Raw genomic sequence first — 19689 nt, 5'->3', positions numbered from 1 at the left:
ATTTATTTCCCCCTTACAACTGTTCCGATATTTTCGCCTAAAACGGCACGTTTAATATTACCTTTTTCCATAACCGAGAATACAATTAATGGAATATCATTATCCATACATAAAGAAGAAGCCGTAGAATCCATTACTCCTAAACCTTCTTTTAATACATCTAGGTAAGTAAGTGTTTCGTACTTCGTAGCTGTCGGATCAATAGATGGATCTGCACTATATACGCCATCCACATTATTTTTCGCCATTAAGATAACATCAGCTTCGATTTCAGCTGCGCGTAATGCTGCCGTTGTATCTGTAGAGAAGTAAGGATTACCTGTACCTGCTGCAAAGATTACAACACGTTTCTTCTCTAAGTGACGAACTGCTTTACGACGAATGTAAGGTTCTGCCACTTGACGCATTTCAATTGAAGTTTGTACGCGAGTTTGGATTCCGATATTCTCCAAGCTATCTTGAAGTGCTAACGAATTCATAACTGTAGCTAACATGCCCATGTAATCTGCTCCTGCACGATCCATGCCCATTTCACTTCCAATTTTCCCACGCCAAATGTTCCCGCCACCAACAACAACAGCAACCTCTACATCAAGTTCTGCAATTTCTTTCACTTGTTCCGCAACTGATTTAATAACAGCTGGGTTAATTCCAAATCCTTGTTCGCCAGCTAAAGCTTCTCCGCTTAGCTTTAAAACGACACGATTATATTTCGGTTTACTCATAATGAACCTCCAATTGCTTACATCTTTATTTTAAAAAAGGGAACACAAAGTGTTCCCTAATCTGTATTAGTTGCTACCTTTTACTTGGTTCATTACTTCTTCAGCAAAGTTGTCTTCGCGTTTTTCGATACCTTCACCAACAGCGTAGCGAACGAATCCTTTTAATGTTCCGCCTTTAGACTCAACGAACTGACGAACTTTCATATCAGGGTTTTTAACGAATGCTTGGTCAAGTAAGCAAATCTCTTCGAAGAATTTGCCTAGACGGCCTTCAACCATTTTTGCAACGATTTTTTCAGGCTTGCCTTCGTTTAATGCTTGTTGTGTTAATACTTGACGCTCATGCTCAACTTCTTCAGCTGTTACAGCATCGCGGTCGATGTATTTAGGGTTAACTGCAGCGATGTGCATTGCAACATCTTTAGCAGCTGCTTCATCAGTAGAACCTTCAAGAACTGTTAGAACACCAATGCGTCCACCCATATGTAGGTAAGCACCGAATGCATCTGCATCAGTTTTTGTTACGATTTCGAAACGACGAAGTGTAAGTTTTTCACCAATTTTAGCGATTGCTTCATTGATGTGCTCTTCAACTTTTTTACCATTTTCCATTGTTTGAGCCATAGCTTCTTCAACGTTAGCTGGTTTGTTAGTTAATAGGTGAGCAGCTAATTCTTTAATTAATGTTTGGAAACCTTCGTTTTTCGCAACGAAATCAGTTTCTGAGTTTAATTCTAAGATTAAACCGTCGTTACCGTTTGTTTCGATGAAAGTTAAACCTTCAGCAGCAATGCGGTCTGCTTTTTTAGCAGCTTTCGCAATACCTTTTTCACGTAAGAAGTCAATTGCCTTCTCCATGTCGCCATTAGTTTCTGTTAAAGCTTTTTTGCAGTCCATCATACCTGCGCCAGTTTTTTCACGTAATTCTTTTACCATTTGTGCAGTGATTGCCATACTTTTCATCCTCCTAAAATATGTATTTATACCTTTTATAAAGGTGTTTATACCTTAAAAAAGGTGATAAAAGGCCGAACCCCTTATCACCTTTCCAAATTTGTTACGCAGTAACAGTTTCTTCACCTTGTTTTGCTTCAAGGATCGCGTCTGCCATTTTAGATGTAAGAAGTTTTACAGCACGAATTGCATCATCGTTTGCTGGGATAACGTGATCGATTTCGTCTGGATCACAGTTTGTATCAACGATACCGATGATTGGAATGTGTAATTTGCGTGCTTCAGCAACTGCAATACGCTCTTTACGAGGGTCTACTACGAATAATGCACTTGGAAGACCTTTCATATCTTTAATACCGCCTAAGAATTTCTCAAGACGCTCTAACTCTTTTTTAAGTTGAACAACTTCTTTCTTAGGTAGTACTTCGAAAGTACCATCTTCTTGCATTCTTTCGATGTCTTTAAGACGCTTGATACGCTTTTGGATTGTTTGGAAGTTTGTTAAAGTTCCACCTAACCAACGTTGGTTAACGAAGTACATACCAGCACGAGTTGCTTCTTCTTTAATAGCTTCTTGTGCTTGTTTTTTAGTACCTACGAATAAGATGTCTCCACCTTCAGCAGCGATGTCACGCATCGTTCTGTAAGCTTCCTCAACTTTTTTCACAGTTTTTTGTAAGTCGATGATGTAGATACCGTTACGCTCTGTGAAAATGTAACGCTTCATTTTTGGGTTCCAACGACGAGTTTGATGTCCGAAATGAACACCAGCTTCAAGCAATTGCTTCATAGAAATTACTGACATAATATAGTTCCTCCTAAATGGTTTTTGATATCCTCCGTTTACTTCATCTCTAAGCGAAACTACAAACGTAGCACCAACACTTAAATCAGTAAACGTGTGTACTTTGTACTGACACCACTGCTTACTATATCATACTGAAATATTACAATCAAGTCGAAAATGCGAACAATGTAAAACTTTCTTTATTCACACTCGAATTCTAGTATTACCAACCTGCATTTCTTTTAAGCAAAAAAATGAAATTCAATTCATAGCTTTTCCAAAGAACACGATTATGACGCTTTTTACAAACACCATCAATCTTTTATACACAAAAACTCTCCTCAAAAAATGAGGAGAGTTTTATAAATTAGTTTGTTTTTAATTTAGCAAGTTCCTGTAGAAACTTGTCGTTTAGCACTTTAATGTATGTTCCTTTCATACCTAAAGAGCGAGATTCAATAACACCAGCACTTTCTAATTTACGTAGTGCATTTACGATTACAGAACGAGTAATTCCTACGCGATCAGCAATTTTACTTGCAACAAGTAAACCTTCTGTTCCATTTAATTCTTCGAAGATATGCTCGATTGCTTCTAACTCACTGTAAGATAATGAGCTAATCGCCATTTGAACAACAGCTTTACTACGTGCTTCCTCTTCGATTTCTTCTGCTTTTTCACGTAAGATTTCCATACCTACTACAGTTGAACTGTATTCAGCAAGGATTAAATCATCGTCTAAGAACTCTTGACCAAGACGAGCTAATACTAATGTACCTAGACGCTCACCGCCACCAACGATCGGTACGATTGTAGTTAAACCTTGACCGAATAATTCTCTATTTTCTACTGGGAATGCTGTGTAAGCACTGTTTACATCTAAGTTTGAAGATGTTTCTGTAATGTTGAATAAGCTTTGCGTATATTCTTCTGGGAATTGACGCTCAGCAAGCATTTGTTTCATACGCTCATTCTCGATTTGTTGGTGAATCGCATAACCTAGTAATTTACCACGACGACTTACTACGAATACGTTCGCTTCAATTACTTCACACATTGTGTCAGACATTTCTCTAAAGTTTACAGGCTTCCCTGCTGCGCTCTGTAATAACGCATTTAATTTTCTCGTTTTTGCTAATAATTCCATTTCAAAAGTTCCTCCTACATATTACTCACATATTTTTTCATCACTTGGAAACTAGGGCGAGTCACCTGATGACACTATTACAAAATAAACTGGCTCACATCTTTATTTTTAGCAATTGTTGCTAATTTCTCCTCAACGTATTGAGGTGTTATCGTTATTTTCTCTAACGTAATTTCAGATGCTTCAAACGATAAATCTTCAAGGAGCTTCTCCATAATCGTATGAAGTCTTCTTGCTCCAATATTATCTGTATCCTGATTAACTTGATAAGCAATCTCAGCAATCTTACGAATAGCTTCGTCTGAAAATTCAATTTCTATACCTTCAGTCGCTAATAATGCCATATATTGTTTAATTAGCGCATTGTCAGGCTCGATTAATATTTTCACAAAATCATCTGTCGATAATTTCGTTAATTCTACTCGAATCGGAAATCTCCCTTGCAATTCCGGAATTAAATCCGACGGTTTAGACATATGAAACGCTCCAGCTGCAACGAATAAAATATAATCCGTTTTTACTGATCCGTATTTTGTCGCAACATTCGATCCTTCTACAATTGGTAAAATGTCACGTTGCACGCCTTCACGTGATACATCTACGCTATTCGACTGCTTACCAGCAATTTTGTCAATTTCATCGATAAAAATAATCCCGAGCTGTTCAGCACGATAAACAGCCTCTTGTGTAACTTCATCCATATCAATTAAGCGCTGTGCCTCTTCATTTGTCAAGAGTTTTCTTGCTTCTTTTACAGAAAGTTTACGTTTTTTCGTTTTTTTCGGCATAAAACTTCCTAATGCATCTTGGAAATTCATTCCCATTTGTTCCATACCAGTTCCTTGTAACATATCGAACATGGAGGACTGTTGTTCAGTCACTTCAATCGATACGATTTCATCTTCAAGAAGTCCTGCAGCAAGCTTTCTTTCCACATCTTGACGTTTCTTTTCAATTTCAACATCTTCTTGCACATCAGATGTTTGATTCGAATTTTGAGCCCCACCAAAAAGCATTTCTAATGGGTTTTTAAATCCAGATTGCTTCTCTGGACTTGGCACTAAAATTTCAACAAGACGTTGGTTCGCTTGCTCTTCTGCTTTGTCCTGTACTTTAATTACCATTTCTTCTTTCACGATACGAACTGACGTTTCCACAAGGTCACGTACCATCGACTCTACATCTCTACCTACATATCCAACTTCTGTAAATTTCGTAGCTTCAACCTTAATAAAAGGTGCTCCAACGAGTTTCGCCATTCGTCGTGCTACCTCTGTTTTACCAACACCTGTCGGTCCAATCATTAAAATATTTTTAGGCGCAATTTCATCACGTAAATCTTCAGCTAATTTACTTCGGCGGTATCGATTTCTTAAAGCTACAGCAACCGCTTTCTTCGCATCTTTTTGACCGATAATGTATTGATCTAATTTTTCCACAATTTGACGCGGAGTAAAATGTAAATGCATATAAAATGCCTCCCTTACGATTCTACAATTCTTCCACAATTATATTGTGGTTTGTATAAACACAAATATCGCCAGCAATCTCTAAACTCGCTTTCGCAATTTGCTTCGCTGTTAAGTGTTCACTTGCATATTGCTTTAAAGCACGACCTGCTGAAAGCGCATAATTCCCACCAGATCCAATTGCTAAAATACCATCATCCGGTTCAATCACTTCTCCTGTACCTGAGACAAGGAGCATAGTTGTTTTATCCATGACAATGAGCATCGCTTCTAGTTGACGTAACATTTTATCGCCACGCCATTGTTTTGCCATTTCAACAGCGGCACGCTGTAAGTTGCCATTATACTCTTCTAATTTCCCTTCAAACATTTCGAAAAGAGTGAACGCGTCAGCAACTGAACCTGCAAAACCAGCTAAAACTTTACCTTGAAAAAGCTTGCGAACTTTACGAGCTGTATGTTTCATTACAACAGCATTTCCCATTGTTACCTGGCCATCTCCAGCCATTGCACATTCTCCATTATGATGAACTGCAAATATCGTTGTAGCGTGGAAATTTCCCATAGAAAAAACTCCTTTATATGTTTTTATAGCTTTAAAAGCAATTTATGCCCGCGGGTGATGCTTCATGTAAACAGAACGTAATCTTTCTTTAGAAACATGCGTGTAAATTTGTGTCGTCGACAAATTTTCATGACCTAACAGCTCCTGTACAGTACGTAAATCCGCCCCTTCATCTAACATATGTGTAGCAAATGTATGCCTTAACATATGAGGACTTATCCGCATTGTCAATGAAGCCTTCTTAATGAGTTCGTTTAATACATAACGTACACCACGGCTCGTTAGCGGCGTTCCTTTCGCATTTAAAAATACCATATGAGAGTGTTCTTCAGTCTTGTTCGCTAACTGTTTTCTCCCGTTCTCTATATAAGTAATTAAAGCATCTTGTGCATAGCTTCCGAACGGAATATACCTTTGTTTTTTTCCTTTTCCCATCACTAAAATTGTTCCCACTGCGAAGTCAATATCGGTAAGTTGTAAATTGATACATTCACTCACACGGATCCCAGTCCCATACATCAACTCTAATAATGCTTGATTCCTTTGACCTAGCGGTGTCTCTGTATCAGAAACTTCGAATAATTCCTCTAATTCTTCAGCATATAAAAACTTTGGGATTGACAATTCTTTTTTGGGGAGTGACGCAAGTGCAAACGGGTTATCTGTCCGATAACCTTCACGCATCAAAAAACGATATAAACTTCGTAAGCTTGATACTTTTCTTGCGACAGATTTACGGGCTAACTTTTCATCGTGCAACGTCGTTAAGTACAAACGAACATCCGCGTATGTAACATCTAAAAAAGAGGATATACCTTCTCGCTCCATAAATTGCACAAAATGTTCTAAATCATTTTGATAACTTGCAATTGTATATTTTGAATAATTTCTTTCAATTTGTAAATATCCAACGAATAATTGTAACAAATTCTCCACATTCACATAATTCACCTCAATAAAGGCTACTAAATCGTATCACAACTTAGTAGCCTTTGCAAGATATTTAACTAAATATTTACAAAATTTTGAATTGTTTCTAAAGCGCGTGTAGCGTACGCTTCATTTCGTTCTGCTTTTCTTTTAATTTTCTTCTCTAACGGTGCAAATAGACCGAAGTTTGCATTCATTGGCTGGAAGTTTTTCGCATTTGTCGCTGTAATATAGTTCGCCATACTTCCCATTGCAGTTACAGGTGGTAATACAACTGGCTCTTCACCTTTTACAAGTCGAGCAGCGTTAATACCCGCTAATAACCCTGACGCTGCCGATTCAACATATCCCTCTACACCCGTCATTTGACCTGCGAAGAATAAATCATCACGTTGTTTATATTGATATGTTGGACGAAGCAAGTTAGGTGAATTAATAAACGTATTACGATGCATTACACCGTAACGTACAATCTCTGCGTTTTCTAGCCCTGGAATTAGCTGTAATACTTCTTTTTGTGGTCCCCACTTTAAATGCGTTTGGAAACCTACAATATTGTATAACGTTCCTGCTGCATCATCTTGACGTAACTGAACAACAGCATATGGCGTCTTTCCTGTTTTCGGATCTTCTAATCCAACAGGCTTCATCGGTCCAAATACTAGCGTCTGTCTTCCTCTACTTGCCATAACTTCTACCGGCATACAACCTTCAAAGAAAATTTCTTTTTCAAATTCTTTTAAAGGCACTGTCTCAGCAGCAATTAAAGCTTCATAAAAACGGTCAAATTCTTCTTCTGTCATTGGACAGTTTAAATATGCTGCTTCACCTTTATCATAACGTGATTTTAAATATACTTTATTCATATCAATGCTGTCTTTTTCAACGATTGGCGCTGCAGCATCATAGAAGTAGAAATAATCTTCACCTGTTAGTTCTTTTAATTGTGCAGAAAGATCAGGAGAAGTAAGTGGACCTGTTGCAATAATAGTTGGTCCTTCTGGAATTTCAGTGATTTCTTCATTCATAACAGTTACGTTTGGATGATTTTTCACATATTCAGTTACTTTCGCCGCAAATTCATGACGGTCTACAGCTAAAGCACCTCCAGCTGGTACAGAACACTCATCGGCTGCACGAATAATTACTGAATCCATTAAACGCATTTCTTCTTTAATAACTCCAACTGCATTTGTTAATGTGTTTGCACGAAGTGAGTTACTACATACTAATTCAGCGAATTTATCTGTGTGGTGAGCCGGTGTTTGCCTTACTGGTCTCATTTCGTATAATCTAACTTGAACGCCGCGTTTTGCAATTTGGTAAGCTGCTTCACTTCCTGCAAGACCTGCGCCAATGACGTTTACTACTTGTGTTGTCATATATATATCACCTTTCCTTTTCTTCCCGAAAAAAATGTGAGCAGTTACGCTCACATTTGTTGTTCTTCTTCATAATCGCACGAAATACATTGTACTTGCACGCCTTTTTTCAACTTTTTCTCTACAAGCATACCTTCGCACTTCGGACACTTACGGCCAATCGGCTTATCCCAAGATACAAAGTCGCATTCTGGATACGTACCGCACCCATAGAAAAGACGTTTCTTTTTATTACTACGGCGTTCAATAATTTGACCTTTATCACACTTCGGACAAGTAACACCGATTTCTTTCACAATCGGTTTTGTATTACGACAATCTGGGAAATTCGAGCAAGCCATAAATTTCCCGTATTTACCCATTTTAAAGACCATTGGGTGATCACACAATTCACAGTCTTCCCCAGCTGGTTCATCTTTAATTTCCACTTCACGCATTTCTTTTTCCGCTTTTTCTAGACGCGGTTCAAAGCCTACGTAGAAATCATCAACAATTTTTACCCAATTCGCATTTCCTTCTTCTACTTCATCAAGGCTCTGCTCCATATTGGCAGTAAATTCAATGTTAATAATTTCCGGGAAAAACTCTAAAATGAGTTCAATTACTATTTCACCAAGTTCAGTTGGAACGAAGCGTTTATTATCCAAACCTACATATCCACGTTTTTGAATCGTTTCAAGTGTTGGCACATACGTAGATGGTCTTCCAATTCCAAGTTCTTCAAGTGTTCTTACTAAACGAGCTTCTGTATAACGCGGCGGAGGTTGTGTAAAATGCTGCTTTGGTTCTAAGTCCTTAGAAAATACAGTTTCCCCTACTTCTAAAGGCGGCAACATCTTATCCTTTTCTTCAGCCCCATCATCTTTCGACTCTACATACACCTTCATAAATCCTGGGAACTTTACAACCGATCCACTAGCACGGAACTGAACATTGTTATTAATGAGTCTCGCTGTCACAGTATCCATTATAGCAGACGCCATTTGACTTGCAACAAATCGCTCCCAAATCAATTTATACAACCGAAGTTGGTCACGGCTTAAGAAACTTTTTAGTTCCTCTGGCTTTCTCATTACCGAAGTAGGACGAATCGCCTCATGCGCATCTTGCGCATTTGATTTTTTCGTTTCCTTCTTCTTTTCTGTTCCTATGTATTCCGTACCGAACGCCTCAGTGATGTAAGCACGAGCCTCTGTTTGAGCTGTTTCTGAGATACGTGTTGAGTCAGTTCTCATATACGTAATAAGACCTACAGTCCCTTGCTTTCCAAGATCTATCCCTTCATACAATTGCTGTGCAAGCATCATTGTTTTCTTTGCTCGCATATTTAACTTACGTGCAGCTTCTTGTTGCAAGGAAGATGTTGTAAATGGTAATGCAGGATTACGTTTGCGCTCTTTTCTCGTTACATTTTCAACTGAAAACGCATTATCTTTCATCTGTTCAATTATTTCATTCACTTGCGTTTCATTCGTTAATTGAACTTTCTCACCATCTACACCGTAAAAACTTGCTTCAAATGTGTCTTTCCCTTTCACAAATTCTGTCTTAATTGTCCAGAATTCTTCAGGTTCAAAGCTTTCAATTTCTCTTTCACGTTCGATAATTAAACGAACTGCTACAGATTGTACGCGTCCTGCACTTAATCCTTTTTTTACTTTCTTCCATAATAAAGGACTAATATTGTAACCAACAAGGCGATCAAGTATACGTCTTGCTTGTTGTGCATCTACTAAATCCATATTAATCGCACGCGGATGTTTAAATGATTCTTTGATTGCATCTTTTGTAATCTCATTAAACACAACTCGGCAATCTGATTCAACGTCCACATTTAGCGTATTTGCTAAATGCCAAGCAATTGCTTCCCCTTCGCGGTCTGGATCGGCCGCGAGATAGACTTTCTTTGCTTTTTTTGCCGCTGATTTTAAATCTTTTAAGACGGGACCTTTACCACGAATGGTAATATACTTCGGGGTGAAGTTATTCTTTACTTCTATCCCCATTTGACTTTTTGGCAAATCGCGAACGTGTCCCATAGACGCGACAACTTTGTATTTTTTTCCTAAATATTTCTCAATGGTCTTCGCCTTAGAAGGCGACTCCACGATTACGAGGTAATCTGACATGCTAGTGCCTCCTTAAGAGGTGGATTCAAGTCTTCATTAATCTTATTGATTTCTCTTGTTTTTGTCAATCAAGAATGAATATACCATACAGTGCCAATCTACCATTTGTCAATAATTGTTTAATAAAAACATAAAAATATAAGGTTAATTTAAAATCTCTTCTAAGATATCTTCTGCATTTCTTACTAGTTTTGCACCTTGTTGAATAAGATGATTTGTTCCCGATGCACCCTCTATAAATATAGGTCCAGGAAGCGCAAATACCTCTCTATTTTGCTCTAACGCAAGGTCCGCAGTAATAAGTGTTCCACTTCTCGATTTCGCTTCTACAACTAAAACCCCTTTACTTAAACCACTAATAATCCGGTTCCTTTTTGGAAAATACCATTTTTTCGGTGCATAGTGCGGCGGATACTCTGTTAATAACAATATATATTCCTTCCAGGCCTCATATAAATGTCTATTTTCTTTCGGATACATATAAGATAATCCGTGTCCCAATACCGCAATAGTCGGGCAATACTGCTTTACTGTAATTTCATGAGAGATTGTATCTATCCCCCTTGCAAACCCGCTGACGATAAGCCACCCTCTGTCTAATAATGGATGTACAATAAACTTTAAACTCTCATGACCATATAAAGTCGGCTCTCTCGTTCCAACAATCGCTAGTTTATTTGTTTTTTTGAGGAAATTCTTTTCTCCTTTTCCATATAAAACAAAGGGAGGATCTTGTATTTCACGTAATAATTGTGGATAATCTTCATCCCATATAGTCAAATAAAAGACTCGATTTTTTTCTAAATAAGATATATATTGCGGTAGATTTGAAGTTTGAAGAAAATTTACTAATTCTGAAGATTTTTTCGAGGATATTCCTGTGTAGTGTTCCATTTGTTTTGAATTAAAAGTGTATATTTTTTTCAATTCTGGATCGATATATAGTAACCTTTCTATCGCCTTCCAATGGTCTGCTAGCATGTAATGAAGATGCAATAATCGTTCTCGTTTCATCTCACTTCTCCTTACCCATAATTTTTATTATGTAAACAGAAGAACTATAAAAAGACACCTCTAATAAGAAGGTGTCTTTCAAAAAGTTTAATAGTTTTTACAAGTCTCAAATAATCCCTTTTCTTTTAATACAGAGATTAATGTTTCACCCATAACAGCTGGTGTTTCTGCTACTTTAATACCACAAGCTTCCATTGTTTTAATCTTTTCTGCAGCAGTTCCTTTACCACCAGAAATGATTGCTCCAGCATGGCCCATACGTTTGCCTTCAGGCGCAGTTTGGCCACCAATGAAGCCTACAACAGGTTTTGTCATATTAGCTTTTACCCATTCAGCTGCTTCTTCTTCCGCTGTACCGCCGATTTCACCAATCATAATTACAGCATGTGTTTCTTCATCTTCATTAAATGCTTTTAACGCATCAATAAAGTCTGTACCGTTAACAGGGTCTCCGCCGATACCTACAGCAGTAGATTGACCAATACCTTCTTGTGTTAACTGATGTACAGCCTCATACGTTAATGTACCAGAGCGAGATACGATACCTACATGACCTTTTTTATGAATGTATCCTGGCATAATACCGATTTTACATTCATCAGGCGTAATAACACCTGGGCAGTTCGGTCCAAGTAAACGTGTATGTTTACCCGCCATATATCTCTTTACGTTTACCATATCTAATACAGGAATTCCTTCAGTAATACATACTACTAAATCAATTTCTGCATCAACCGCTTCCATAATTGCATCAGCCGCAAAAGCGGGTGGAACGTATACAACTGAAGCGTTTGCGCCTGTTGCCTTCACTGCATCTTCTACTGTATCAAATACTGGTACACCTTCAATATCAGTGCCACCTTTACCTGGTGTTACACCACCGACAATTTTCGTACCGTATTCAATCATTTGTTTTGTGTGGAATAACCCTTGAGAACCTGTAATACCTTGAACAATAACTTTTGTATCTTTATTAACTAATACGCTCATTTTTCTCCCCCGCTTTCTATTAGCCCACTAGTGAAACAATTTTTTGTGCACCATCTGCCATAGATTCTGCTGCAACAATATTTAATCCAGACTCATTTAAAATTTTCTTACCTAACTCTACGTTTGTACCTTCAAGACGTACAACTAAAGGCAACTCAAGGCCAACTTGCTTCGTCGCTTCAATAACACCTTCTGCAATAACATCACACTTCATGATGCCACCAAAAATATTAACGAAGATACCTTTTACATTTTTGTCAGAAAGGATAATTTTGAATGCTTCTGTAACTTTTTCAGCTGTCGCACCGCCACCAACATCTAAGAAGTTAGCTGGATCACCATGGTAATGTTTAATGATATCCATTGTAGCCATCGCTAAACCTGCACCATTAACCATACAACCGATATTTCCATCTAAAGGAATGTAGTTTAAGTCATATTTAGAAGCTTCAATTTCTTTTGCATCTTCTTCTTCAAGATCACGAAGTTCTAAAATGTCTTTATGGCGATATAAAGCATTAGAATCAAAGTTTAATTTCGCATCTAATGCCATAACTTTACCGTCACCTGTTGTAACAAGTGGATTAATCTCAGCGATAGAGCAATCCTTTTCGATAAACGCACGGTATAAGCCCATCATAAACTTCACAGCTTGTCCTACAAGCTCTTTTGGAATATTGATGTTAAATGCGATTCGGCGCGCTTGGAAGCCTTGTAAGCCGACTGCTGGATCAATATATTCTTTAAAGATTTTTTCAGGTGTTTTTTCTGCTACTTCCTCAATTTCTGTTCCGCCTTCTTCAGACGCCATTAAAACAACTTGAGAAGTTGCACGATCTAACACAAGACCTACATAATATTCTTTTTTAATATCGCAACCTTCTTCGATAAGTAAGCGTTTTACTTCCTTACCTTCAGGACCTGTTTGATGTGTTACAAGTGTAGTTCCTAAAATGCTTTCTGCATATGTACGAACTTCATCTAAATTTTTTGCAACTTTTACTCCGCCAGCTTTGCCGCGTCCACCAGCGTGAATTTGTGCTTTTACTACACATACATCCGTTCCTAATTCTTTCGCTGCTTCTACAGCTTCTTCTACTGTAAATGCAACCTTCCCGTTCGGAACGCTAACCCCATAGCTTCTAAGGACTGCCTTACCTTGGTACTCATGGATATTCATGGTCCCATCCTCCCCTGTTTTCCTGTTTTACTCGAAAAGTTTTTTAATGTTTAAAAAACATTACATTGCCATTGTATAAGATGATTGGCACGCTGTCTACAATAAAGTGTCAGAAAACTGAAATCGCTTTATTCTTTTTTGAAAATAGTAATGTTTATATGTCAAAATAAAAAATAAGCTGCGTTTTCGCAGCTTATTTTTGAATCATATCTTTAATAGGTGCAAACGATTTTCGATGTTCCTCTAGCACTCCATGTGCTTCAATCGCTTCTAAATGTTGTTTTGTTCCATATCCCATATGTTGTTCAAATCCATATGCAGGATACTTCCCTCCAAGCTCTTTCATCATACGATCTCTCGTTACTTTCGCAATAATAGATGCAGCTGAAATAGAAATACTTTTAGCATCACCTTTAATGATCGATGTTTGCGGAATTGGTGTAGGGAGTTTCATCGCATCGATTAATAAATATTGTGGTGTACAAGATAAATTCGCAACAGCCTCTAACATCGCTTGTTTCGTCGCTTGATAAATATTTATTTCATCAATAACTTGTGGTGATACAATTCCAACTCCAATTGCAATGGCTTGCGCTTTGATTTCATCATAAAAACGCTCTCGCTTCGCCTCACTCAGCTTTTTCGAGTCATTTAAACCTGGAATATAAAAATCTTCCGGAAGGACAACAGCCGCTGTCACAACAGGCCCAGCTAACGGTCCACGCCCCACTTCATCAATACCTGCGATATATGCGAGACCTTTTTCACGTAATGCATTTTCGTACTTTGACATTTCCAGAAATTTTTCTCTTTCCTTTTGTGCTAATTCTTTTTGTTTATACCACTTCAAAATTAGTTTTTGAACCCCTTTTCGCTCATCCTTCAATAGCGATTGAAAATGCTCATCTTCTTCACTTGTAATTTCTTGCAGTATATTTTCCGCTTCTTGTATAGTCATTTTTTGCATCCTTTTACACTCCCTTTAAATGTATCCAAAAAGAAAAGACGCACAAACGCACGTCTTATACTTCTTCTATTTTTTCTACATCTTCTATCTGCTCTGCAAACTCTTCTGGTGTTTCAAACGTCATTTTTCCAAGTTTGCCACCACGAAGCTCACGAAGCACAAGCTCAGATGTTTTATCATAATCAATCATTCCGCCGCCCATTAAACAGCCTCTATTTTTTCCAACTGCATCGAATAACTCCACAATATCTTCTGGAATGTCATTTAAATTATAGCGCTCTTTCAAACGTTCTGGGTAATGCTTCTCCATAAAACGGAATGCGTAAACAGCTACATCTTGCAAATTTAAAATGGAATCTTTAATTGCACCCGTTGTCGCTAAACGAAGACCCACTAACTCATCTTCAAATTTAGGCCATAGAATACCTGGCGTATCTAACAATTCCATTTCCTTCCCAACTTTAATCCATTGTTGAGCTGTTGTCACACCTGGACGATCACCTGTTTTAGCAATATTTTTCTTTGCCAATTTATTAATCAACGTAGATTTACCAACATTCGGTATCCCTACAATCAATGCACGAATCGCCCTCGGTCTAATACCTTTAGCAACCATTTTATCAAACTTTTCTTTAACCAACACTTTACAAGCCGCTGCAATTTCCTTCATACCTTGTCCAGCTTGTGCGTTAATCGAAATTGCCATATGACCTTTTTCTTTAAAATATGCGATCCATTGTTTCGTTAAACGATCATCTGCCATATCTGCTTTATTTAAAACAACAAGCCTCGGTTTATGCGTAATAATCTCATCGATCATTGGATTTCGAGATGATAAAGGTAATCGAGCATCTACAAGCTCAATTACAACATCAATTAACTTTAATTTTTCTGTTACTTGGCGTCTAGCCTTTGCCATATGTCCCGGGAACCATTGAATTACCATGTTGCCACCTTCTTTTTCTTTTCTTTTATTTCACAATACGAGCATCTTTTAACGGCCAATATAGCATATTTGCTTTACCAATCACTTGATCCATTGAAATAGTTCCAATTGAACGGCTATCTTTACTAAAACGACGATTATCGCCCAAAACAAATAATTGACCTTCTGGAACAGTTTTCTTCCCTGTCATTTCTTCAAGAGTAAAATCATATGTCAGCGGTCCGTCAGCAATTTGTTTTTTCTGCTTGTCTAAATACGGCTCCTCATAAGCCTTTCCGTTAACATATAGTTTATCATTACGATACTCTATTTCATCGCCTGGTAGGCCAATAATACGCTTAATATAGTCCTTATCTTCCGTTGCTCGGAATACGATAATATCAAATCGTTTCGGATCTCCTATGTGATAACCAATTTTATTGACAATCATTCGATCACGATCGTGTAAAGTAGATGCCATCGATACTCCATCTACGAGAATTGGTGCAAAGAAAAACTGTCTAATAACGCCCGCTAATACAACAGCAATCAAAATTGCCTTGATCCATTCCCAAAGTGAACTCTTTTCTTTCTTCATGTATTTCCCCTCCACGGTTATGTAAGCTGCTCGTATTATATCAAAATTTTATATAGATTGGAAAAAGGGAGCTTGCGCATTTACAAGCTCCCATACATGTCTTATCGAATTTCTTTAATACGTGCTTTTTTACCGCGAAGGTTACGTAAGTAGTATAACTTAGCACGACGTACTTTACCACGGCGAAGTACTTCGATTTTCGCGATTCTTGGCGTGTGAATTGGGAATGTACGCTCAACACCTACACCGTAAGAAATTTTACGAACTGTGAATGTTTCACTGATTCCGCCACCACGACGTTTAATTACAACACCTTCGAAAAGCTGAATTCTTTCACGAGTTCCCTCAACTACTTTTACGTGTACACGTAAAGTGTCTCCAGGACGGAATGAAGGAAGGTCAGTTTTTAATTGGCCTTTTGTAATTTCTGCGATTAATTGTTGCATATTAAATTCTCTCCTTTAAACAGATGCTCTTATAAAGTCTTAATAAATTACAGCGGAACATCGTTAATACGGCTACTGATTTCAGTAGCACAAATGTTATAATAGCATATTGCTAGGACTGTTGCAATAGAAAATATATCAAGCCCTTATCGGCCTTCTTTAATTTGTTCTAGCCATTTCTTTTCTTGTTTAGATAATTCTCGTTCTTCCAGTAAGTCCGGTCTACGTGTATACGTACGACGCAAGGACTCTTTATGGCGCCATTCATCAATATTTTTATGATTTCCTGACATTAGTACATCCGGCACCTTCATCCCACGAAAATCAGCTGGACGTGTATAATGCGGATGTTCTAACAAACCTGTACTAAACGAATCCTCCACTTGCGAGGCATGGTTTCCTAGTACTCCTGGCAATAGACGTACGACACTATCAGTAATAACCATAGAGGCCAATTCTCCGCCAGTTAATACGTAATCACCAATAGAAATTTCATCTGTTACGAGATGTTCACGAATTCGTTCGTCATATCCTTCATAATGCCCACATACAAAGATTAGATGTTCTTCCTCTGCAAGCTCTTCCGCTTTCTTCTGAGTAAACCTTTCTCCTTGCGGACACATTAAGACAACTCTCGGCTTACGCTCTGTTTCTTTCGTTAAATCTTCCACCGCATCAAAGATAGGTTGCGGCGTTAACACCATCCCAGCGCCTCCACCATACGGATAGTCATCTACACTATTATGCTTACTAGTCGTATAATCACGGAAATTGACAACACGAAGCTCTACAGCTTCTTTTTCTTGTGCTTTCTTTAAAATTGAAGATCCAAACACACCCGTAAACATATCTGGAAACAACGTTAAAATATCAATTTTCATTATAGCAATCCTTCCATTACATGAATGGTTACTAATTTATTTTCGATATTAACTTGAAGTACAACGTCATCGATATAAGGAATTAAAAGGTCTTGACCCTTTGGACGTTTAATTACCCAAACATCATTTGCACCAGGAGATAGAATCTCTTTGATTGTCCCTAGCGATTCTCCTTCTTCTGTCACAACACTGCAACCGATAATTTCATGGTAGTAGTATTCACCTTCAGCTAATTCGCCTAACTGCTCTTCTGGTACTTTTATTAAAGAACCTTTAAGTTTCTCAACTTCATCTACATTGTTGTATCCTTCAAGTGTTAATAAATCAAATGTCTTATGTTGACGATGAGAAGTTACCTTTACCGGAAGATAGTCTGTACCTTTTTCATTCGATATGTATAACGTGTTTCCTACTTTATATCGCTCTTCCGGAAAATCAGTACGAGAAATAACTCGGATTTCTCCTCTTACGCCATGCGTATTTACAATTTTCCCTACGTTAAACCATTTTGTCATAAATAGTATGTCACCCCTGGTTTCTATATAAATTAAGCATCTCCATTTCACATATGGAACATGCAATCTCTCTTTAAATGTTAAAAAAGGGAGAGGAATAACTCCTCGCCCTTTTTACGTTTATTGAATTTCCAGTGTTACTTTTTCATCATTATGATGTCCCACTGAATACAAGAGCATTCGAATCGCTTTCGCAACTCGCCCTTGCTTTCCAATGACTTTTCCAACATCCTCAGGATGTACAGTTAATCGATACTTTATCTCTCCGTTGCAAAGTTCCTGTGTAACTTTTACATCTTCAGGATGATCGACAAGAGGCTTGACAATCGTCTCGACTAACTTCTTCATAGTCATTGCCTCAATTACTTACCTTGTTTAGATAAGTGGAATTTCTCCATGATACCTTGGTTAGAGAATAAGTTACGAACTGTATCAGATGGTTTAGCACCATTTCCTAACCATTTTAATGCTGCTTCTTCGTTGATCTTAACTTCAGCTGGTTGAGCAACCGGATTGTAAGTACCGATTTCCTCAATGAAACGTCCGTCACGAGGAGAACGAGAATCTGCAACAACTACACGATAGAAAGGAGTTTTTTTAGCTCCCATACGTTTTAAACGAATTTTAACTGCCATTTATAAAGCACCTCCGAATTTATTTCACACAGATAATTATATTAGCAAAAAGACTATTGCTTTGTAAAGTATTTTTTCTTAACAGAGCCATCTTTTTTCCTTACATGAATGGAAACTTCAATCCACCTAGTCCTTTTTTCTTACCTTTTTGCATTCCAGTCATCGTTTTCATCATCTTTTTCATATCATCAAATTGCTTGATTAAACGATTGATTTCTTGTACCGTTGTACCGCTACCTTTGGCAATGCGTTTTTTACGACTAGCATTGATTATTTCCGGTTGTTCTCGCTCTAATTTAGTCATAGAACGAATAATTGCTTCAATATGCCCAATTTGTTTTTCATCAACTTGCGCATTTTTCAGCCCTTTAATTTTATTTGCACCAGGAAGCATTCCTAACAATTCGTCAAGCGGTCCAAGTTGACGCACTTGTCCAAGTTGTTCTAGGAAATCGTCAAGCGTAAACGAAAGCGTACGCATTTTTTGCTCAAGTTCTTTTGCTTTCTCTTCATCAACTGTAGCTTGCGCTTTTTCAATTAATGTTAAGACGTCTCCCATCCCTAAAATACGGGATGCCATACGTTCTGGATGGAACGCTTCAATCGCATCTAGTTTTTCACCCATACCAGCAAATTTAATTGGTGTGTTTGTTACAGCTTTAATAGATAATGCAGCACCACCGCGCGTATCACCGTCTAATTTCGTTAATACAACACCTGTTAAACCTAACTGTTCATGGAAACTTTGTGCAACATTTACCGCGTCTTGTCCCGTCATCGCATCGACAACAAGGAAAATTTCATCCGGTTTCGCAACTTCTTTCACTTTCGCTAATTCATCCATTAGTTCTTCATCAATATGCAGGCGACCTGCTGTATCGATTAAAACATAATCGTGATGATCTTCTTTTGCTTTTGCAATCGCTTGTTTCGCAATTTCAACAGGACTTACTTGATCTCCTAAAGAGAATACAGGCATGTCCAATTGCTTCCCTAATGTTTCAAGCTGTTTAATAGCTGCTGGACGATAAATATCAGCTGCAACAAGCATCGGTTTACGATTATGCTTTTTACGAAGCAAATTCGCAAGCTTACCTGTCGTCGTTGTTTTACCCGCACCTTGCAGACCAACCATCATTATAACAGTCGGTGGCTTATTAGCAACAGCAATTTTGCTTTGCTCTCCGCCCATAAGTTCTGTAAGTTCTTCCTGTACGACTTTAATTACTTGTTGTCCAGGTGTCAAACTTTTCATTACATCTTGTCCGACAGCACGTTCAGACACACGCTTTACAAAATCTTTTACTACTTTAAAGTTAACGTCCGCTTCTAAAAGAGCTAGACGAACTTCTCTCATCATTTCTTTCACATCGGCTTCAGAAACTTTTCCTTTGCCGCGGATTTTTTGCATTGTCTGTTGAAGTCGGTCGGCTAATCCTTCAAATGCCAT

21 protein-coding genes are annotated in these 19689 nt (G+C 37.9%); all 21 read right to left on the bottom strand.

From position 1 onward, the window contains the following. Positions 1-2 precede the first annotated feature (2 nt). On the bottom strand, positions 3-725 hold the full coding sequence (pyrH, locus tag EUC40_RS07950; RefSeq protein WP_000042664.1) for a UMP kinase: 723 nt from the start codon (positions 723-725) through the stop codon (positions 3-5). A 66-nt stretch (positions 726-791) separates the two neighbouring features. Continuing rightward, a complete protein-coding gene (tsf, locus tag EUC40_RS07945) occupies positions 792-1679 on the bottom strand; it encodes a translation elongation factor Ts (RefSeq protein ID WP_001018582.1) in 888 nt (295 codons plus the stop codon). A 103-nt stretch (positions 1680-1782) separates the two neighbouring features. Further along, positions 1783-2484, bottom strand: coding sequence for a 30S ribosomal protein S2 (rpsB, locus tag EUC40_RS07940; protein ID WP_000111485.1), 702 nt, complete (start codon positions 2482-2484; stop codon positions 1783-1785). Between the two features lie 349 nt (positions 2485-2833). Next, the gene (codY, locus tag EUC40_RS07935; protein WP_000421290.1) at positions 2834-3613 is read right to left on the bottom strand and encodes a GTP-sensing pleiotropic transcriptional regulator CodY; all 780 of its coding nucleotides are present in this window, start codon (positions 3611-3613) and stop codon (positions 2834-2836) included. Positions 3614-3690: 77 nt separating this feature from the next. Beyond that, positions 3691-5082, bottom strand: coding sequence for an ATP-dependent protease ATPase subunit HslU (gene hslU, locus EUC40_RS07930; protein WP_071713235.1), 1392 nt, complete (start codon positions 5080-5082; stop codon positions 3691-3693). 22 nt (positions 5083-5104) lie between these two features. Beyond that, a complete protein-coding gene (hslV, locus tag EUC40_RS07925) occupies positions 5105-5647 on the bottom strand; it encodes an ATP-dependent protease proteolytic subunit HslV (RefSeq protein ID WP_000526272.1) in 543 nt (180 codons plus the stop codon). Between the two features lie 42 nt (positions 5648-5689). After that, entirely contained in the window at positions 5690-6589 is a 900-nt protein-coding gene (gene xerC, locus EUC40_RS07920) for a tyrosine recombinase XerC (protein ID WP_071713234.1), read from the bottom strand. A gap of 65 nt (positions 6590-6654) precedes the next feature. Further along, complete coding sequence (gene trmFO, locus EUC40_RS07915; protein WP_000213004.1) at positions 6655-7959, bottom strand: FADH(2)-oxidizing methylenetetrahydrofolate--tRNA-(uracil(54)-C(5))-methyltransferase TrmFO; 1305 nt, start codon at positions 7957-7959, stop codon at positions 6655-6657. 50 nt (positions 7960-8009) lie between these two features. Then, entirely contained in the window at positions 8010-10088 is a 2079-nt protein-coding gene (gene topA / locus EUC40_RS07910; RefSeq protein ID WP_071713233.1) for a type I DNA topoisomerase, read from the bottom strand. A 144-nt stretch (positions 10089-10232) separates the two neighbouring features. Then, positions 10233-11102, bottom strand: coding sequence for a DNA-processing protein DprA (gene dprA / locus EUC40_RS07905; protein ID WP_156574310.1), 870 nt, complete (start codon positions 11100-11102; stop codon positions 10233-10235). Positions 11103-11189: 87 nt separating this feature from the next. Then, a complete protein-coding gene (gene sucD / locus EUC40_RS07900; RefSeq protein ID WP_000115179.1) occupies positions 11190-12092 on the bottom strand; it encodes a succinate--CoA ligase subunit alpha in 903 nt (300 codons plus the stop codon). Between the two features lie 19 nt (positions 12093-12111). After that, complete coding sequence (gene sucC, locus EUC40_RS07895) at positions 12112-13272, bottom strand: ADP-forming succinate--CoA ligase subunit beta (RefSeq protein ID WP_001020788.1); 1161 nt, start codon at positions 13270-13272, stop codon at positions 12112-12114. Between the two features lie 193 nt (positions 13273-13465). Continuing rightward, positions 13466-14239, bottom strand: a complete 774-nt coding sequence (locus tag EUC40_RS07890) for a ribonuclease HII (protein ID WP_156574308.1) — start codon at positions 14237-14239, stop codon at positions 13466-13468. Positions 14240-14294: 55 nt separating this feature from the next. Further along, positions 14295-15185 carry a ribosome biogenesis GTPase YlqF gene (gene ylqF, locus EUC40_RS07885; RefSeq protein ID WP_000236694.1) on the bottom strand — a complete coding sequence of 297 codons (891 nt, stop codon included), beginning with the start codon at positions 15183-15185 and terminating at the stop codon, positions 14295-14297. A gap of 25 nt (positions 15186-15210) precedes the next feature. Next, on the bottom strand, positions 15211-15762 hold the full coding sequence (gene lepB / locus EUC40_RS07880) for a signal peptidase I (protein ID WP_071713230.1): 552 nt from the start codon (positions 15760-15762) through the stop codon (positions 15211-15213). 101 nt (positions 15763-15863) lie between these two features. Beyond that, a complete protein-coding gene (gene rplS, locus EUC40_RS07875; protein WP_001186515.1) occupies positions 15864-16208 on the bottom strand; it encodes a 50S ribosomal protein L19 in 345 nt (114 codons plus the stop codon). Positions 16209-16354: 146 nt separating this feature from the next. Then, entirely contained in the window at positions 16355-17089 is a 735-nt protein-coding gene (gene trmD / locus EUC40_RS07870) for a tRNA (guanosine(37)-N1)-methyltransferase TrmD (RefSeq protein ID WP_071713229.1), read from the bottom strand. After that, positions 17089-17604: a ribosome maturation factor RimM gene (gene rimM, locus EUC40_RS07865; RefSeq protein WP_156574306.1), complete on the bottom strand. Its 516-nt coding sequence runs from the start codon at positions 17602-17604 to the stop codon at positions 17089-17091. The genes trmD and rimM overlap by 1 nt, the downstream gene beginning before the upstream one ends. A gap of 120 nt (positions 17605-17724) precedes the next feature. After that, on the bottom strand, positions 17725-17952 hold the full coding sequence (locus EUC40_RS07860; RefSeq protein ID WP_000737393.1) for a KH domain-containing protein: 228 nt from the start codon (positions 17950-17952) through the stop codon (positions 17725-17727). Positions 17953-17966: 14 nt separating this feature from the next. Next, positions 17967-18239, bottom strand: coding sequence for a 30S ribosomal protein S16 (gene rpsP, locus EUC40_RS07855; protein ID WP_000268750.1), 273 nt, complete (start codon positions 18237-18239; stop codon positions 17967-17969). A gap of 100 nt (positions 18240-18339) precedes the next feature. Then, positions 18340-19689: a signal recognition particle protein gene (ffh, locus tag EUC40_RS07850; RefSeq protein ID WP_000863460.1), complete on the bottom strand. Its 1350-nt coding sequence runs from the start codon at positions 19687-19689 to the stop codon at positions 18340-18342.

It is taken from the genome of Bacillus luti, from assembly GCF_009739945.1.
GTDB lineage: Bacteria > Bacillota > Bacilli > Bacillales > Bacillaceae_G > Bacillus_A > Bacillus_A luti.
Note: the sequence above shows the minus strand (reverse complement) of the source record. Positions and strands in the feature narration are given on the sequence as shown.

Excerpts from the sequence above, each read along its gene's own strand:
- hslV (WP_000526272.1), bottom strand. The coding sequence starts at position 5,647 with ATGGGAAATTTCCACGCTACAACGATATTTGCAGTTCATCATAATGGA.
- sucC (WP_001020788.1), bottom strand. The coding sequence starts at position 13,272 with ATGAATATCCATGAGTACCAAGGTAAGGCAGTCCTTAGAAGCTATGGG.
- tsf (WP_001018582.1), bottom strand. The coding sequence starts at position 1,679 with ATGGCAATCACTGCACAAATGGTAAAAGAATTACGTGAAAAAACTGGC.
- rpsP (WP_000268750.1), bottom strand. The coding sequence starts at position 18,239 with ATGGCAGTTAAAATTCGTTTAAAACGTATGGGAGCTAAAAAAACTCCT.
- lepB (WP_071713230.1), bottom strand. The coding sequence starts at position 15,762 with ATGAAGAAAGAAAAGAGTTCACTTTGGGAATGGATCAAGGCAATTTTG.
- ffh (WP_000863460.1), bottom strand. The coding sequence starts at position 19,689 with ATGGCATTTGAAGGATTAGCCGACCGACTTCAACAGACAATGCAAAAA.
- dprA (WP_156574310.1), bottom strand. The coding sequence starts at position 11,102 with ATGAAACGAGAACGATTATTGCATCTTCATTACATGCTAGCAGACCAT.
- sucD (WP_000115179.1), bottom strand. The coding sequence starts at position 12,092 with ATGAGCGTATTAGTTAATAAAGATACAAAAGTTATTGTTCAAGGTATT.
- rplS (WP_001186515.1), bottom strand. The coding sequence starts at position 16,208 with ATGCAACAATTAATCGCAGAAATTACAAAAGGCCAATTAAAAACTGAC.
- EUC40_RS07860 (WP_000737393.1), bottom strand. The coding sequence starts at position 17,952 with ATGAAGAAGTTAGTCGAGACGATTGTCAAGCCTCTTGTCGATCATCCT.
- trmD (WP_071713229.1), bottom strand. The coding sequence starts at position 17,089 with ATGAAAATTGATATTTTAACGTTGTTTCCAGATATGTTTACGGGTGTG.
- EUC40_RS07890 (WP_156574308.1), bottom strand. The coding sequence starts at position 14,239 with ATGCAAAAAATGACTATACAAGAAGCGGAAAATATACTGCAAGAAATT.
- hslU (WP_071713235.1), bottom strand. The coding sequence starts at position 5,082 with ATGCATTTACATTTTACTCCGCGTCAAATTGTGGAAAAATTAGATCAA.
- pyrH (WP_000042664.1), bottom strand. The coding sequence starts at position 725 with ATGAGTAAACCGAAATATAATCGTGTCGTTTTAAAGCTAAGCGGAGAA.
- trmFO (WP_000213004.1), bottom strand. The coding sequence starts at position 7,959 with ATGACAACACAAGTAGTAAACGTCATTGGCGCAGGTCTTGCAGGAAGT.
- codY (WP_000421290.1), bottom strand. The coding sequence starts at position 3,613 with ATGGAATTATTAGCAAAAACGAGAAAATTAAATGCGTTATTACAGAGC.
- topA (WP_071713233.1), bottom strand. The coding sequence starts at position 10,088 with ATGTCAGATTACCTCGTAATCGTGGAGTCGCCTTCTAAGGCGAAGACC.
- ylqF (WP_000236694.1), bottom strand. The coding sequence starts at position 15,185 with ATGGTAATTCAATGGTTCCCGGGACATATGGCAAAGGCTAGACGCCAA.
- rpsB (WP_000111485.1), bottom strand. The coding sequence starts at position 2,484 with ATGTCAGTAATTTCTATGAAGCAATTGCTTGAAGCTGGTGTTCATTTC.
- rimM (WP_156574306.1), bottom strand. The coding sequence starts at position 17,604 with ATGACAAAATGGTTTAACGTAGGGAAAATTGTAAATACGCATGGCGTA.